This is a genomic window from Kribbella sp. NPDC048837 (assembly GCF_055586945.1).
Genome location: NZ_JBVJHF010000002.1, coordinates 1 through 12,688, shown reverse-complemented (window position 1 = coordinate 12,688; position 12,688 = coordinate 1). Strand labels below are relative to the sequence as shown.

The window sequence follows — 12,688 nt, the reverse complement described above, 5'->3', positions numbered from 1 at the left end:
GCAATCTTCTCATCAATGTCCACAGAGTAACTAGACAATCTCGGAATCCGGACCGGGCACCCTCACATCGGCCGAACCCGATGCGTTCTACTGACGTGATGGCTCGGGAGAAGGTCGAACTGCCGCCGTTCCAGGCACTCGTCGACGCGCACTGGCGGGACGTGGCGCGGCTGGCGCGCGCCCTGGCCGGGCCGGTGGACGGCGACGACGTGGCCCAGCGCGCCTGGGAGAAGGCGTTCGCGGCCTACCCGGGCCTGACCTCGGCGAAGAACCTGCGCAGCTGGCTGCTGACCATCACGTCGCGGTGCGCGACCGACCTGCACCGCGCCCGCAAACCCCAGCGCCCGCTCGACGAGGCCCCGCCGGTCGCGGTCGACGGCCCGGACGCCGCCGAGTGGCCGGATCCCGACCTCTGGCGAGCCGTCAACGAACTGCCCGAACGCCAGCGCTTCGCCATCACGCTGAAATACATCGGCGACCTGGACCACCACGGCGTGGCCGCCGCCCTCGACACCACGCCCGCCGCGTCACGACGGCTCGTCAGCGACGCGCTCGCGGCCTTGCGCACCAAACTCGGAGTAAACGCATGAATGACCTCGAGAGCCGGCTCACCCGGTTCACCACCCCAGACCTGAAACCACCGATCCTTCCGGACGCCGACGTCGCCTACACCCTGCACGACACCCCGATCGGCACGCTGCTGCTCGCGGTCGCGAACGGCCGGGTCGTGGCCAGCTCGTTCGGCGACGAGGAGTCCATCACCAACCGGCTCGCCCGGGCCGTGTCCCCGCGCGTACTGCGGCAGCCCCGCGCGCTGGACGACGTACGGCGGCAACTGGACGAGTACCTCGACGGCCGCCGGCACACGTTCGACCTGGAGGTCGATCTCGCCCTGGCAACCCCGTTCCAGCGGCTCGTGCTGGGCGATCTGCCGGTCCACACCAGCTACGGCCGGACCACGACGTACGGCGCGCTCGCCGGCGAGATCCACAAGCCGAAGGCGGCCCGGGCTGTCGGTACTGCGCTCGGCGCGAACCCGGTGTGCGTCGTCCTGCCGTGCCACCGGGTGATCGGCTCGACCGGCGCGCTCACCGGGTACGCCGGCGGCCTCGAGGCGAAGCGATTCCTGCTGAATCTTGAAGCAAAAAGCTGAGTTTTCCCGGGCTCCGGAGAATTGATTTACACTCGGAGAACAAAGGAGCAGATCCCCAATGTGGAGTGGGGATCTGCTTCTTGTTTTCCCTTGCCTGCAAGGGATGCGGCCCGGTGAATTGTTCCGGAGAAGAATTCAGGTCAAGAGACTGACGCGTCAGTCAGTGGCCGGCTGGTGGATCTCCAGGATGAGCCGGCGGCGCCCGCCCCACTCGCGCTTGTACACCTTGTAGTCCTCGATCCCGGCGGCCGCGCAGAGCCGGCCGTAGCTGATCTCGTCGTGGATGAAGTGCACGCTGCTGGTGCCGAAGTGCTCGGTGGTGACGATCCGATGCTCCGGGCCCTGGCGCATCCCGTTGGCGATCTCGGCCGCCGTCGCCGGCCCCCAGGCCGGGCCCTCGATGATCGCCACACCACCCGGCTTCAGCACCCGGGAGATCTCACAGATCGTGGAGATCTGCTCGTCCTCGGCGAACAGCTCGTGGAACGCCGTCCACAGGCAGATCACCGCGTCGAACGAGTCCCACTTGTACGGCAGGTCGGTCATCGAGCCGATCGCCCAGTCGATCGACAGCTCCTCCTCGGCCGCCTTCGCCTGACCGGCCTCGACCAGGTTCGGCGAGATGTCGAGCGCGCGGACGACCTTGCCGGCCCTGCGCAACGGCAGCGCGATCCGGCCGTACCCGCAGCACAGGTCGAGCACCGACTCACGCCCGACCAGCAACTCCTCCACGGCCTTCACGGTCGCCGCGTCCCGCTCAGGCGTCGTACGCGCGGCCAATCCGTCGGCCCCGAGCTCCGCGTACTCGGCCCGGCTGCGCAGTGCGGAATTCAGCATGGCCCAAAGTATCCCGGTTACTCCGGGTCAGTGACCAGCGCTCTCCCCCTCCGGAAGAACTCGAGCACATCGGCCAGTTCGGCCATCGGGCGCGCGGCACCGAACGAGGCGTTCCAGAACTCACCGGTGCGCGGTGTCCAGGGGCCGACGTACGCGTAGGGCTCGGGGATGGTGTCGTCACCCGGCGAGATCCCGTAGTTGACCTCGCCGAGGCTGATGCCGATGTCGAAATGCTCGGGCCAGAGGATGGGCTCCTCGTCCGGCGCCAACGACCGGAGCGCGGCCTCACCGCGGGTGAAGGCGTCCACCAGCACCCGGGCGGCCACCGGGTCGATCTCGATCCGCTCATCCGGATCGATCACCGGACCACCGGCGTACACGTCGTCGAGCCGCCTGGCCTCCACACCGGCCGCAGCAGCCAGCTCGGCGTAACTACCGGCCAGCGGGAACGACCCGGCCGGGGCGACGAGCACATCACCCTCGACCCGGAGATCCGGCGCGACGACCGTCCCGAACCCACCGGGCAACACACGCAACTTGATCTCCCCGGACTCCCGGTACTGCGGCCCGGCCAGCACCAACTCGGCGACACCGTGCAGGGACCGCCGGGTTACGGCGAGCGAACGTTCATCCATGGCTGCAGTCTCCTCCTGTAACGCCAGGCCCTTGTCCGGCACTGATCCTTCGAACGGTCCGTGTCGCACAGGGCGGGAGACGTTACATGTCGGAGAAGTGGCACCGGGTGGACGAGGTCGACGTACCCGCGGACGGGCGGGTGCGCAGTGTGGTCGTGGACGGCCGGAGCGTCGCGCTGGCCCGATGCGGCGCCCGGCTGGGCGCGCTGGAGAACCGGTGCCCGCACCAGGGCGGTCCGCTCGGCGAGGGTTCGATCGAGAAGGGGCTGCTGCGGTGCCCGTGGCACGGGTACGACTACGACCCGATCACCGGTCAGCCGCCGGAGGGCTTCTCCGACGGCGTCACGGCGTACCCGGTGGACGAGCGGGACGACGGTGTCTACGTGCAACTGCCCGCTCCGGCCCAGCCGATCCGGACGGTCGCCGACGTACTGGTCGAGACTTTGGTTGCCCATGGCATCAGTCATGTCTTCGGCATGGTCGGCCACTCGAACCTCGGGTTCGCCGAGGCGATGCGGCGGGCGGAGGAACGCGGCGAGCTGACGTACGTCGGCATCCGGCACGAGGGCGCCGCCGCTTTCGCCGCCAGCGCGTACGGCAAGCTGACCGGCCGCCCGGCCGCCTGCTTCGCCATCGCCGGCCCTGGATCCACCAACCTGCTCACCGGCCTGTACGACGCCAAACTCGACAAGTCGCCCGTGCTCGCCATCTCGGGTCAGGTGCCGTCCAAGGTCCTCGGCCGGGGCGCCTTCCAGGACCTCGACCTGACCGCGGTCTTCAAGGACGTCGCGGTCTCCAGCACGGCGGTCCAGGCCGGTAGCGATCATGCCGAGCTGGCGGCACTGGCGGTCAAGCACGCGATCGACGGCCGTGGCGTCGCCCATCTCGTGCTGCCCGACGAGGTGCAGGTCCTGCCGTCCGAAGCGGCCGCGCAGGATTCGGCCGGCCGGTTGTCGCGACGGAAGATCCGGCCCGACGAGGACACGCTGACCCGGGCCGCGGCCCTGATCCGCGACGCCCGGCGGCCGGTACTGATCGTCGGCCACGGTGCCCGGAACGCGAAGGACGAGGTCCGGGAGTTCGCGGAGCGGTTGCACGCACCGGTCCTGACCACCTTCAAGGCGAAGGGCTTGGTGCCCGACACGCACCCACTCGGCGCCGGGGTGCTCGGTCGCAGCGGTACGCCGGTCGCCAGCTGGCTGATGAACGAGTCGGATCTGCTGATCGTGGTCGGCGCCTCCTTCGCCAACCACACCGGCATCGCGGCGTACAAGCCGATCGTGCAGATCGACGACGACCACACCGCGATCGGCCGGTTCGACGCCGTCACCGTGGACGTCCTCGGCGACGCCGGCCTCGCGCTGACCACGCTGACCGGGATGCTCGCCGACCCGAAGGCCGAGGACCAGCGGCCGGACGTCGCCGAGCGGTGGGCGATCTGGCGCGCGGAGAAGGCCCGCCGGGTCCAGGACGATCGCGGCCGCGGGGTCTCGGCGGCCGCGGTGTTCGACGCGCTCGGCAGGCACCTGCCCGCCGACGCGGTCGTGACCGTTGACGTCGGCAACCATGCGTACTCGCTCGGCCGGTACCTGGAGTCGAAGGGCCAGCCGGTGCTGATGTCCGGCTACCTCGGCTCGATCGGCTTCGGCTACCCGGCCGCCCTCGGCGCCTGGGCCGCCGCTCCGGAAAGACCGATCGTCGCGGTCACCGGCGACGGCGGGTTCGGCCAGTACGCCACCGAGCTGACCACCGCGGTGAAGTACGGCATCCCGATCAAGCACGTCCTGCTGGACAACCACTCGCTCGGCAAGATCAGCAAGGAACAACTCGCCGCCGACTACCCGGTCTGGCACACCTCGCTGCGGAACCCCGACTGGGCGGCGTACGCCGAACTCTGCGGCGCGACCGGGTTGCGCGTCACCCGCCGCGACGACCTCGACGACGCGATGACCGAGCTCTTCACCACCACCGGACCGGCCCTGCTCTGCATCGAGCAGGACGCCGAACTGCTCTAGGAGAAACCATGCCCGAGTACGACGACCTCCGCGCGCTGTACCTGAACTGCACCCTGAAACGGTCGCCCGCGGTCAGCCACACCGAGGGACTGATCGACGTGAGCCGGAAGATCCTGGAGAAACAAGGCGTCCAGGTCGACGTGGTGCGCGCGATCGACCACGACATCGCCACCGGCGTCTGGCCGGACATGACCGAGCACGGCTGGGCCACGGACGCGTGGCCGGCGATCCAGGAGCAGGTGATGGCGGCCGACATCCTGGTCATCGCCGGGCCGATCTGGCTGGGCGACAACAGCTCGGTCACCAAGCGGGTGATCGAACGCTTGTACGGCAACTCGTCGATCCTCAACGATCACGGGCAGTACGCGTACTACGGCCGCGTCGGGGGCTGCCTGATCACCGGCAACGAGGACGGGGTGAAGCACTGCGCGATGAACATCCTGTACTCGCTGCAGCACCTCGGCTACACGATCCCGCCGCAGGCCGACGCCGGCTGGATCGGCGAGGCCGGCCCGGGTCCGTCGTACCTGGACATGGACTCCGGCGGCCCGGAGAACGACTTCACCAACCGGAACACGACGTTCATGACCTGGAACCTGTTGCACCTGGCAAGGATGCTGAAGGATCTGGGCGGCGTTCCGGCCTACGGCAACCAGCGCTCCGAGTGGGACGCCGGCTGCCGCTTCGACTTCGAGAACCCGGAGTACCGCTGATCGGCGCGCTGCTGCTGTACCGTCGGCGTGTGGGGGCGGTACTGCCGACGGACGACGTCCTCGTCGCCGGGCTGCGGGCCGGGGACGAGGAGACGTTCGCGTGCCTGCTGAACGGCTGGTCGGGCTCGATGCTGCGGCTGGCCCGGTCGTTCGTGTCGACCGCGGCCAGCGCCGAGGAGGTCGTCCAGGACACCTGGCTGGCCGTGTTCCAGGGCATCGAGCGGTTCGAGGGCCGGTCCTCGCTGCAGACCTGGGTCTACCGGATCCTGGTCAACATCGCGCGCAAGTGCGGTGCCCGCGAGCAACGGACGGTGCCGTGGGCCAGCCTGGTCGAGGACGGCGAGCCGACCGTGGACCCGAGCCGGTTCCGCGGCGCCCACGACCAGCACCCGGGCGGCTGGCTGGCCTTTCCGGAGCGCTGGCCGACCACCGAGAGCGAGGTACTCGCGCACGAGGTGCGGGCCGGCGTCGCCGCGGCGATCGAGCGCCTGCCGGTCCGGCAGCAGGTGGTGCTGACGTTGCGGGACATCGACGGACAAACGGCGGAGGATGTCTGCGCACTACTGGACATCTCGATGGCCAACCAGCGGGTCCTGCTGCATCGTGCGCGCGCAGCGGTCCGCGGCCACCTCGAGCACTACTTCACCACCACCGGAGCTGAGTCATGACGTGCGCCGAACTGGTCGAGCTCGTCACCGCCTTCCTCGACGGTGCACTGGACCCCGAGACGGAGCAGCGCTTCGTCGAGCATCTCGCGCTCTGCGACGGCTGCGAGATCTACGTCGACCAGATGCGCCGTACGATCGCCGAAGTCGGCCGGGTGGAGCCCGAGACACTGTCTGACGAGACGCGCGACGGCCTTCTGCAGGCCTTCCGCTCGTTCCCCCGCGACTGACCTGTAACGCCCGGGTGCTCCGGCGGCACTGATCCGATATGCCGGATGTGGAGTTCACCAATCTGTTCGTCGTCGTAGTGATCGCGCTGCTCGCGCCACTGCTCCTCGGCCTGGCCCCGCGTCTTCGCGTTCCGGCCGTCGTACTGGAGATCGTGGCCGGCGTCGTCGTCGGTCCGCACGGTCTCGGCCTGGTGGACGTCGACCTGCCGCTGCAGATCATTGCCCTGCTGGGACTGGCGTTCCTGCTCTTCCTGGCCGGGCTGGAGATCGACATCCACCAACTGCGCGGACAGATCCTGCGGCTCGCCGTCCTCGGCTACCTGGTGACCCTTGCGCTGGGAGGTGTCGCGGGGGCCGCGTTCTCAGCAGCCGGCTGGGTGCACAGCGCGCTCCTGCTCGCCGTGACGCTCTCGGCGACCTCGTTGGGTCTGGTGGTGCCGGTGCTCAAGGACGCGGGCCGCGCCGACGGCGCGGTCGGTCGGTTCACCATCGCGGCGGCCTCGGTGGCCGATTTCGCCGCGGTTCTCGTGCTGTCGTTGGTGTTCTCGACCGAAGGCGGGAGCCCCGGCGAGCGGTTGATCATGGTCGGACTGTTCGCGCTGCTCGTCGTCGTGACCGGCTTCGTCGTCGCGACGGCCGGGCGGTCGCAGCGGATCGGCGGCGTACTGCTGCGGCTCCAGGACACCACGGCGGAGATCCGGGTCCGGGCGGCCGTCGTACTGCTGGTCGCCTTCGTCGCCTTGGCCGAACAGTTCGGGCTGGAGACGATCCTCGGCGCGTTCCTGGCCGGGGCGGTCGTCGGGCTGGTCGATCGCGATGCGAGCTCGCATCCACGCTTCCGGATCAAGCTGGAGGCGCTCGGGTACGGCTTCCTCATCCCGGTGTTCTTCGTGACCAGCGGGCTGCGGCTCGACCTGCGGGGGCTGCTCGACGACCCGGGCGCACTCGTCCGCGTCCCGCTGTTCCTGATCGCGTTGCTCGTCGTGCGCGGCGTACCGGCGTACCTGGCGGTGCGCACCCTCGGTCCCCGGCAGACCGCGGCCGCGGGGTTGCTGCAGGCGACGTCGCTGCCGTTCATCGTCACCGCGACGCAGATCGGCGTGGCGACCGGGCTGATGGCTCCGGTCACCGCCGCCGCTCTGGTCTGCGCCGGACTGCTGTCCGTGCTGGTGTTCCCGGCGGTCGCGCTCGTACTGCTCAGGCAGCCTGCCGACGTCCGATCCGGCCGAGGAGCACCGCGGCCAGCATCGAGATGATGATCGAGGTGTACGTCGCGCCGAGCCAGCCGGGGACCGGTTGGTTGTTGAAGAGTTTCTGCTGGAGGTCGAGCCAGAACGGGGACCAGCCGGAGACAGTTCCGGGGTTCACGAGCTGGTAGGTGACGAAGCCGATCAGCCACGCGACCGTGGGCTGCCAGCGGAAGCGCGCCGTATCGGAGACGTCCCAGTTCATCTTGCTGACCACGAAGAAGTCGGCGATCGCGACCGCGAACAGCGGGACGAAGACCGAGCCGATCAGGTAGAGGAACTGCGTGTAGTTGCCCAGGTCAACCATCAGCGCCAGACCGGTGGCGAGCACGCCGATCGCGACCGAGATCCACCGGCGGTCGATGTGGCCGACCAGGTTGTGCGCGGCCATCGTGGTCGAGTAGACGTTCGCGTACGCCTCGTCGACCTCGTCCACCAGCAGGACGAACAGCGCGATCGCGCCGGCCGGCAGCGTGACGAGCGCGGTGATCACGTCCTCGCTGTTGGTCTGCAGCGTCGCGACCGCGAACACACCGAGCGCGTAGTACAGGATCGCGGCGATCCCGTAGCCGAGTGACGAGCCGGCGAAGGCGGCCTTGTTGGTGCGCGAGTGCCGGGTGTAGTCGGCGGCCAGCGGCGCGAACGACACCACGCCCGCTGTAGCCAGGTCGACAGCCGGCCAGAAGCCGAACACGCTGTCCTGCGGCAGAGCGTGCACCGGCTTGCTGAGCACCTGCACGAACAGGTACACCGACGCGATCAGCACCAGCCAGACCATGAACTTTCGCAGCAGCTTCACACTGCCGAGCGGCCGGACCGCCATCGCCGTCGCGATCACCCCGGCCAGTAGGACGAACAGCCAGCGCCACCGCTCACTGGTCACCGCAACCGCGGCCTGCGAGATGACGATGATCTCCATGGTCGCCCAGCCGACGTTCTGGGCGATGTTCAGTACGGTCGGCGCCACCGAGCCCCGCCGGCCGAACAGTCCGCGCAGACACGCCATCGCCGGAGCACCGGTCTGCGAACCGAACACCGCGGCGCCGCCGAGCACGAGCGCACCGATTCCGCAGCCGACGACCACCGCGAGCAGCCCTTGCCACAGTGAGCCCGTGTACGCCGCCACGAGTGCACCGGTCACCGGGCCGAACAGCGAGATGCCGAAGTTCCCCCAGAGGGTGAACTGGTCCAGGAACCCGAGGGTCCGCGGGGCATCCGTGGTCAGGACCAGCGGCGCCTCGGTCTGGCTTTCAGGACGAACAGCAGTACTGGTCATGATGACCCGCTCCCTACGCCGGCATTACCCGGTCAGGTTCAGGCGGTCGGCGACCCAGCTGTCGCCCTCTCAGCCCGCGCGATCGGTGCGAGCTCCCGCAGAGGTTGTTAGCGCGTCAACGATACCGCTTCAGTCGCTGTCCGGTGCCACGGCGGCTCGCTCTATGAGAGCGGCCACCTCCGGACCGTTGGTCAGCACCGGCATGTGCGAGCCGGTCTCCAGGGTCCGGGCCTCGCCGTGACTCAGCTCGGCCAGCCGCTCGACCCAGTCGGCCGGCGAGATCAGATCGTGTCTGCCACGCACGATGACCACCGGCACCCGCACCTGGGCGATGACCGCGGCCAGGTCGTGGTGCCGGGCCGCTTCCGCGGCGCGCGCGATCGTGGAGAGCGTCGTACGCGCGTACTGCGGAGTGACGACCCGGATCAGCCGGGGTGACTCCGGCACGGCCGAACCCAGCCAGCGGACCGTCCGGTCCACCCAGCTCGACATCCGGACATCTCCGGTCGGAGCCGCGAGTACCAGCGCGTGGACCACCTCGGGGTGGGTCACCGCGGTCTCGACCACGATCTGACAGCTGGCCGAGTGGCCGACGAGGACGGATGGCTCGCGGATCTTCTCGGCGAGGGCCACTCCGAGGGCGCGTGGGTGCAGATCCTCCCTGGCGCCGGCCGGTTCGCCGTACCCGGGCAGGGTGACCACGTGGTACGGCGTGGTCAGATACTCGATCGTCTTGGCATACGACTCCGGCCCGAGGCCGAGGCCGGGGACCAGGACGATGGGTACGTTCACTCCCAGGGCGCTTTGGTGGGCGGACCCTGGACCACCGGGTTGCGCACCTCGGGCTTCAGCTCGCGGTACCCGAGGGTCAGGCCGGCGGCGAGGATCAGCAGCCCGACACCGCCCCAGCCGTACGCCGTGGGCAGCCGGTCGACCGAGTCGTCGATGGCGCCCAGTCCGGTGGACAGGACCATGATCAGCCAGACCAGGATCGGGATCACGGACACCACGACCAGCAGCAGACCACCGAGCTCGATCGGGTCCGGTTGGCGTCCGGCCTTGCGGCGGGCGAGCACATCCCGGATCCACATCACCAGCGCGGCCGCGCCGACCACGATCAGCAGCAACTGCCCGATCGTGTCGATCACGTCGGTCCGGAGCGGGTGGTTGAGCGGTGAACCGGGGGCCTGGGAGATCTCGCGGAGGGAGACCCGCTGGACGGAGAGGACGAGCAGGCCGTAGATCGCTGCGATGAGTGCCGCGAGTCCGACCACACGGGCAGCGCGCGGGTCACGGGGTGCGACGGCCTGGTCCCGGCCGTACGTCGGGAGCTCGTGCTGCTGTGGATGCGCCGGCGTGCCGTACGGGCTGCCGGGGCGGTAGGTCGGTGGCTGGGTGTACATCGGGCCTTGGGGCTGGCCGGCGTACTGCTGTTGGGGCGGCGTGCCGTTGTCCGGGTGGGCGCCGTACGGCTGAGGCTGGGCGTAGGGGCCCGGCTGCGGGTCGGTGTGCGGGCCGGCGCCGTACGTGCCGCCGCCGTACGGCATCGGCGGGGCGTAGTGGTGCTCCTCGCCGGACCGCTCGGGCTCATCACCCCGGCCGTACGTCGGAAAATCCTGTGACGACATCGCTTCCTCCCCTCGCACTCAGCTTCTCACGAACGGGGGTTTGGGCTCAGGTCGCTTTGATGGTTGGCCAGGCATTCGGGAGGCAGCCGGCCAGGCCCTTGGTCTGCTGCATCATCACCGGCGCGGGGGTCTTCGCCTTGGTGCAGGTCGAGTGCCCGTGGCCCAGCGCGTGCCCGACCTCGTGGTTGACCAGGTAGCTCCGGTAGAGCGCGACATCACCGTTGTACGCCGGGATCGCGTACATCCACCGCTTGGCGTTCAGCACGACGCGGTCCTCGACCCGGCAGGACACCTCACCGCCGGTGTCGAGTGGCAGACACAACTTGTCGGTCAGCGCCGGCGTGGCCAGGATGATCCGCAGGTCCGCATCCACCTTGTCGGTCCGCTCGAAGCTCACCGGGTGCACCGCCTGCCACCCGCGCGGATCGGTCAGTGTCTTGTGGATGATCGCCGCGACCGCGGCCCCGTTCACCGACAGCCCTTGCTCGATCTCCACCCGGTACGTCAGCTTGTCCCGCACACCGTTGGCCTTGTTGAACCCCGGCACCACGGCCAGCTTCCCGGTCGACACCGTGACGTTCGGCTTCGACCCCTTCGGCTTCCGCGTCAAACTCGGTGCCGGCCGCAACGGAGTCGTGAACTTCTGCGTCGGCGTAGGAACCGGAGTCGGCGTACTCACCGGCACCTCGATCACCGGCGCCGGCACCGGAGCATCCACCCCCGCCACCACGTCGGCCGCCAGACTCCGCCGCTGGGTCACATCCGGATGCATCACCATCACAGTCCCCAACACCGCCAACGCAGTCACCGAGAACCACTGCGCCTTATAGGACTTCCGCCGGCTGTGCCGCCCACCCCGCCGCGTCCGCGCAGACACGTCCGCCTGCTGGCCGCTCCGCCGGGTGGTCATGGCAATCGACCCTACCGACTACCGGCCCCCCACGAAACCCCAGTTTCGTGCGTATCTCACAAACGAACCCAAGGCACTCCGCCCAGGGAGCCGTATCGGATCGAGCCTATGACTCGTGCTACAGCTCGTGATACAGAGAAGCCATGTCGATGGGGCGCTTGACCTTTGGTCGGCTGACTGATGCCTGGCACGGCGAAGCGGCGGACTTCACACCCTTGCTCGTCGATCGGCTCGATCAGCTCGGAGAGGCGATCGGAGTTGAGCTGACGGCGGTCGGCCAAGCCGAGGTGCTGACAGCTGGCGGCCGCCGCATCGACATCGTTGCGCAGGTCGAAGACGGCACCGAGTTCGTGATCGAGAACCAGTACGGAAGAGCCGACCACGATCACCTGACGCGCGGGCTCGCGTACGCCGTCGCCCGCCGCGCCCGCGGTCTCGTCGTCGTGGCCGAGGAACACCGGGACGAGTTCCGGGCGGTCGCCGAGTACCTGAATGACATGGCAACGCTGGACCAGGACCGCGGGATCAATGTGTGGCTGGTCGAGGCGCGGGCCGTCAAGGTCGACAACAGCCTCTGGGCTCCGTTGTTCACCGCGGTCATCGAGCCGAACGGGTTCACGGCGCGGGTCGAACAGACTCGGCAGCCCGGCAACCTGTCGAGCCTCGAGGAGTTCGAGAGTCTCTGCACTCTCCCCGACGTTCGGACTGCAGCGTTGCAGGTCGTCTCCGGGTGGGACGCGACCGGCCATCGACGCCGATTCGGACCGAACCACATCGTGCTCGAAGCGCAGGGTCCGTCCAAGAGCGGGGTACGAACGGTTGTCGCCGTCTACACGGACGGTCGGGTACTGGTGCCGTTCAGTTCGTACGGCGGCATGAACAGCGGCATCCCGGTCGACGCGCTGCAGACCGAGGAATTCCGGCGGCGAGCCGACAAGTTGTTCGGCTTCAACGGATCGGAACAGCAGGCGCGCACGGCAGCTGCCTGGCTGCGGCCCGACCGTGTCGGCGACCTGCTCGAGTTCTGCCGGGAGGTCGCCGATGCGTATTCCGCGCAACTGCTGGCCCGATCCGACGAGTCTCCCGGCACCACAGTGATCTGACGGCCGGCGACCAATTCGTCGGCGGCGGGTCGGCCGGACCACGGTGGTCTCGCAGGCGGACGCCGGCCCGGGTGGTTGATCGCGTGCGGCAGCGCGCAGGTCGTGGGCGGTAGCCGGCGAACACGCGGGGCGATGAGCGCGCAGGGAGACGTCGGGGTGGGTGGGAGCGCGCGTAGCGGGGGCGACGGAGACATCCCAGGGGGTTGGGGTGTCAAGCGGCGGTGGTTTGTGGGTGTTGGGGCCAGGCGGTGGTTTCGTTGTAGGGGGTGTGGGTTT

The 12,688-nt window shown here is 69.1% G+C and carries 14 protein-coding genes and 1 riboswitch; of the genes, 8 read left to right on the top strand and 6 right to left on the bottom strand.

Going from position 1 to position 12,688, the window contains the following annotated elements; genetic code table 11:
- Positions 1-98: 98 nt before the first annotated feature.
- Together ACZ6O0_RS07955 and ACZ6O0_RS07950 are read left to right on the top strand one after the other, a co-directional pair.
- Positions 99-590, top strand: a complete 492-nt coding sequence (locus ACZ6O0_RS07955; protein ID WP_465764098.1) for an RNA polymerase sigma factor — start codon at positions 99-101, stop codon at positions 588-590.
- A complete protein-coding gene (locus ACZ6O0_RS07950; RefSeq protein ID WP_465764097.1) occupies positions 587-1,153 on the top strand; it encodes a methylated-DNA--[protein]-cysteine S-methyltransferase in 567 nt (188 codons plus the stop codon). The genes ACZ6O0_RS07955 and ACZ6O0_RS07950 overlap by 4 nt, the downstream gene beginning before the upstream one ends.
- 156 nt (positions 1,154-1,309) lie before the next feature.
- Here the strand turns inward: ACZ6O0_RS07950 and ACZ6O0_RS07945 are convergent, their stop codons facing one another.
- Positions 1,310-1,990, bottom strand: coding sequence for a class I SAM-dependent methyltransferase (locus tag ACZ6O0_RS07945; protein WP_465764096.1), 681 nt, complete (start codon positions 1,988-1,990; stop codon positions 1,310-1,312).
- Positions 1,991-2,007: 17 nt separating this feature from the next.
- A complete protein-coding gene (locus ACZ6O0_RS07940; protein WP_465764095.1) occupies positions 2,008-2,625 on the bottom strand; it encodes a hypothetical protein in 618 nt (205 codons plus the stop codon).
- Positions 2,626-2,711: 86 nt separating this feature from the next.
- Here ACZ6O0_RS07940 and ACZ6O0_RS07935 point away from each other — a divergent pair, with 86 nt between their 5' ends.
- Genes ACZ6O0_RS07935 through ACZ6O0_RS07915 form a run of 5 tightly spaced genes read left to right on the top strand, consistent with a single transcriptional unit; the run spans position 2,712 to position 7,504 of the window.
- Entirely contained in the window at positions 2,712-4,640 is a 1,929-nt protein-coding gene (locus ACZ6O0_RS07935; RefSeq protein ID WP_465764094.1) for a thiamine pyrophosphate-binding protein, read from the top strand.
- An 8-nt stretch (positions 4,641-4,648) separates the two neighbouring features.
- Positions 4,649-5,353 (top strand): flavodoxin family protein, encoded by a 705-nt coding sequence (locus ACZ6O0_RS07930; protein ID WP_465764093.1) that lies wholly within the window; start codon positions 4,649-4,651, stop codon positions 5,351-5,353.
- 29 nt (positions 5,354-5,382) lie between these two features.
- Positions 5,383-6,021 carry an RNA polymerase sigma factor gene (locus ACZ6O0_RS07925; RefSeq protein ID WP_465764092.1) on the top strand — a complete coding sequence of 213 codons (639 nt, stop codon included), beginning with the start codon at positions 5,383-5,385 and terminating at the stop codon, positions 6,019-6,021.
- Entirely contained in the window at positions 6,018-6,248 is a 231-nt protein-coding gene (locus ACZ6O0_RS07920) for an anti-sigma factor family protein (protein ID WP_465764091.1), read from the top strand. Before ACZ6O0_RS07925 ends, ACZ6O0_RS07920 begins: the two co-directional genes overlap by 4 nt.
- A 38-nt stretch (positions 6,249-6,286) precedes the next feature.
- Positions 6,287-7,504, top strand: a complete 1,218-nt coding sequence (locus ACZ6O0_RS07915; RefSeq protein WP_465764090.1) for a cation:proton antiporter — start codon at positions 6,287-6,289, stop codon at positions 7,502-7,504.
- Here the strand turns inward: ACZ6O0_RS07915 and ACZ6O0_RS07910 are convergent.
- From ACZ6O0_RS07910 to ACZ6O0_RS07895, 4 genes are all read right to left on the bottom strand, one after another.
- A complete protein-coding gene (locus ACZ6O0_RS07910) occupies positions 7,446-8,771 on the bottom strand; it encodes a purine-cytosine permease family protein (protein ID WP_465764089.1) in 1,326 nt (441 codons plus the stop codon). The genes ACZ6O0_RS07915 and ACZ6O0_RS07910 overlap by 59 nt on opposite strands.
- A riboswitch (TPP riboswitch) is annotated at positions 8,765-8,880 on the bottom strand. Its footprint overlaps the gene before it by 7 nt.
- A gap of 20 nt (positions 8,881-8,900) precedes the next feature.
- The gene (locus tag ACZ6O0_RS07905) at positions 8,901-9,563 is read right to left on the bottom strand and encodes an alpha/beta fold hydrolase (RefSeq protein ID WP_465764088.1); all 663 of its coding nucleotides are present in this window, start codon (positions 9,561-9,563) and stop codon (positions 8,901-8,903) included.
- On the bottom strand, positions 9,560-10,399 hold the full coding sequence (locus tag ACZ6O0_RS07900) for a hypothetical protein (protein ID WP_465764087.1): 840 nt from the start codon (positions 10,397-10,399) through the stop codon (positions 9,560-9,562). Before ACZ6O0_RS07900 ends, ACZ6O0_RS07905 begins: the two co-directional genes overlap by 4 nt.
- 46 nt (positions 10,400-10,445) lie before the next feature.
- On the bottom strand, positions 10,446-11,309 hold the full coding sequence (locus tag ACZ6O0_RS07895) for a DUF3152 domain-containing protein (protein WP_465764086.1): 864 nt from the start codon (positions 11,307-11,309) through the stop codon (positions 10,446-10,448).
- Positions 11,310-11,458: 149 nt separating this feature from the next.
- Between ACZ6O0_RS07895 and ACZ6O0_RS07890 the strand changes: the two genes are divergently transcribed.
- Positions 11,459-12,412, top strand: a complete 954-nt coding sequence (locus ACZ6O0_RS07890) for a hypothetical protein (RefSeq protein WP_465764085.1) — start codon at positions 11,459-11,461, stop codon at positions 12,410-12,412.
- The last annotated feature ends 276 nt before the right edge of the window (positions 12,413-12,688 follow it).

Excerpts from the sequence above, each read along its gene's own strand:
- ACZ6O0_RS07920 (WP_465764091.1), top strand. The coding sequence starts at position 6,018 with ATGACGTGCGCCGAACTGGTCGAGCTCGTCACCGCCTTCCTCGACGGT.
- ACZ6O0_RS07935 (WP_465764094.1), top strand. The coding sequence starts at position 2,712 with ATGTCGGAGAAGTGGCACCGGGTGGACGAGGTCGACGTACCCGCGGAC.
- ACZ6O0_RS07930 (WP_465764093.1), top strand. The coding sequence starts at position 4,649 with ATGCCCGAGTACGACGACCTCCGCGCGCTGTACCTGAACTGCACCCTG.
- ACZ6O0_RS07950 (WP_465764097.1), top strand. The coding sequence starts at position 587 with ATGAATGACCTCGAGAGCCGGCTCACCCGGTTCACCACCCCAGACCTG.
- ACZ6O0_RS07900 (WP_465764087.1), bottom strand. The coding sequence starts at position 10,399 with ATGTCGTCACAGGATTTTCCGACGTACGGCCGGGGTGATGAGCCCGAG.
- ACZ6O0_RS07890 (WP_465764085.1), top strand. The coding sequence starts at position 11,459 with ATGGGGCGCTTGACCTTTGGTCGGCTGACTGATGCCTGGCACGGCGAA.
- ACZ6O0_RS07915 (WP_465764090.1), top strand. The coding sequence starts at position 6,287 with ATGCCGGATGTGGAGTTCACCAATCTGTTCGTCGTCGTAGTGATCGCG.
- ACZ6O0_RS07940 (WP_465764095.1), bottom strand. The coding sequence starts at position 2,625 with ATGGATGAACGTTCGCTCGCCGTAACCCGGCGGTCCCTGCACGGTGTC.
- ACZ6O0_RS07895 (WP_465764086.1), bottom strand. The coding sequence starts at position 11,309 with ATGACCACCCGGCGGAGCGGCCAGCAGGCGGACGTGTCTGCGCGGACG.
- ACZ6O0_RS07955 (WP_465764098.1), top strand. The coding sequence starts at position 99 with ATGGCTCGGGAGAAGGTCGAACTGCCGCCGTTCCAGGCACTCGTCGAC.
- ACZ6O0_RS07910 (WP_465764089.1), bottom strand. The coding sequence starts at position 8,771 with ATGACCAGTACTGCTGTTCGTCCTGAAAGCCAGACCGAGGCGCCGCTG.
- ACZ6O0_RS07945 (WP_465764096.1), bottom strand. The coding sequence starts at position 1,990 with ATGCTGAATTCCGCACTGCGCAGCCGGGCCGAGTACGCGGAGCTCGGG.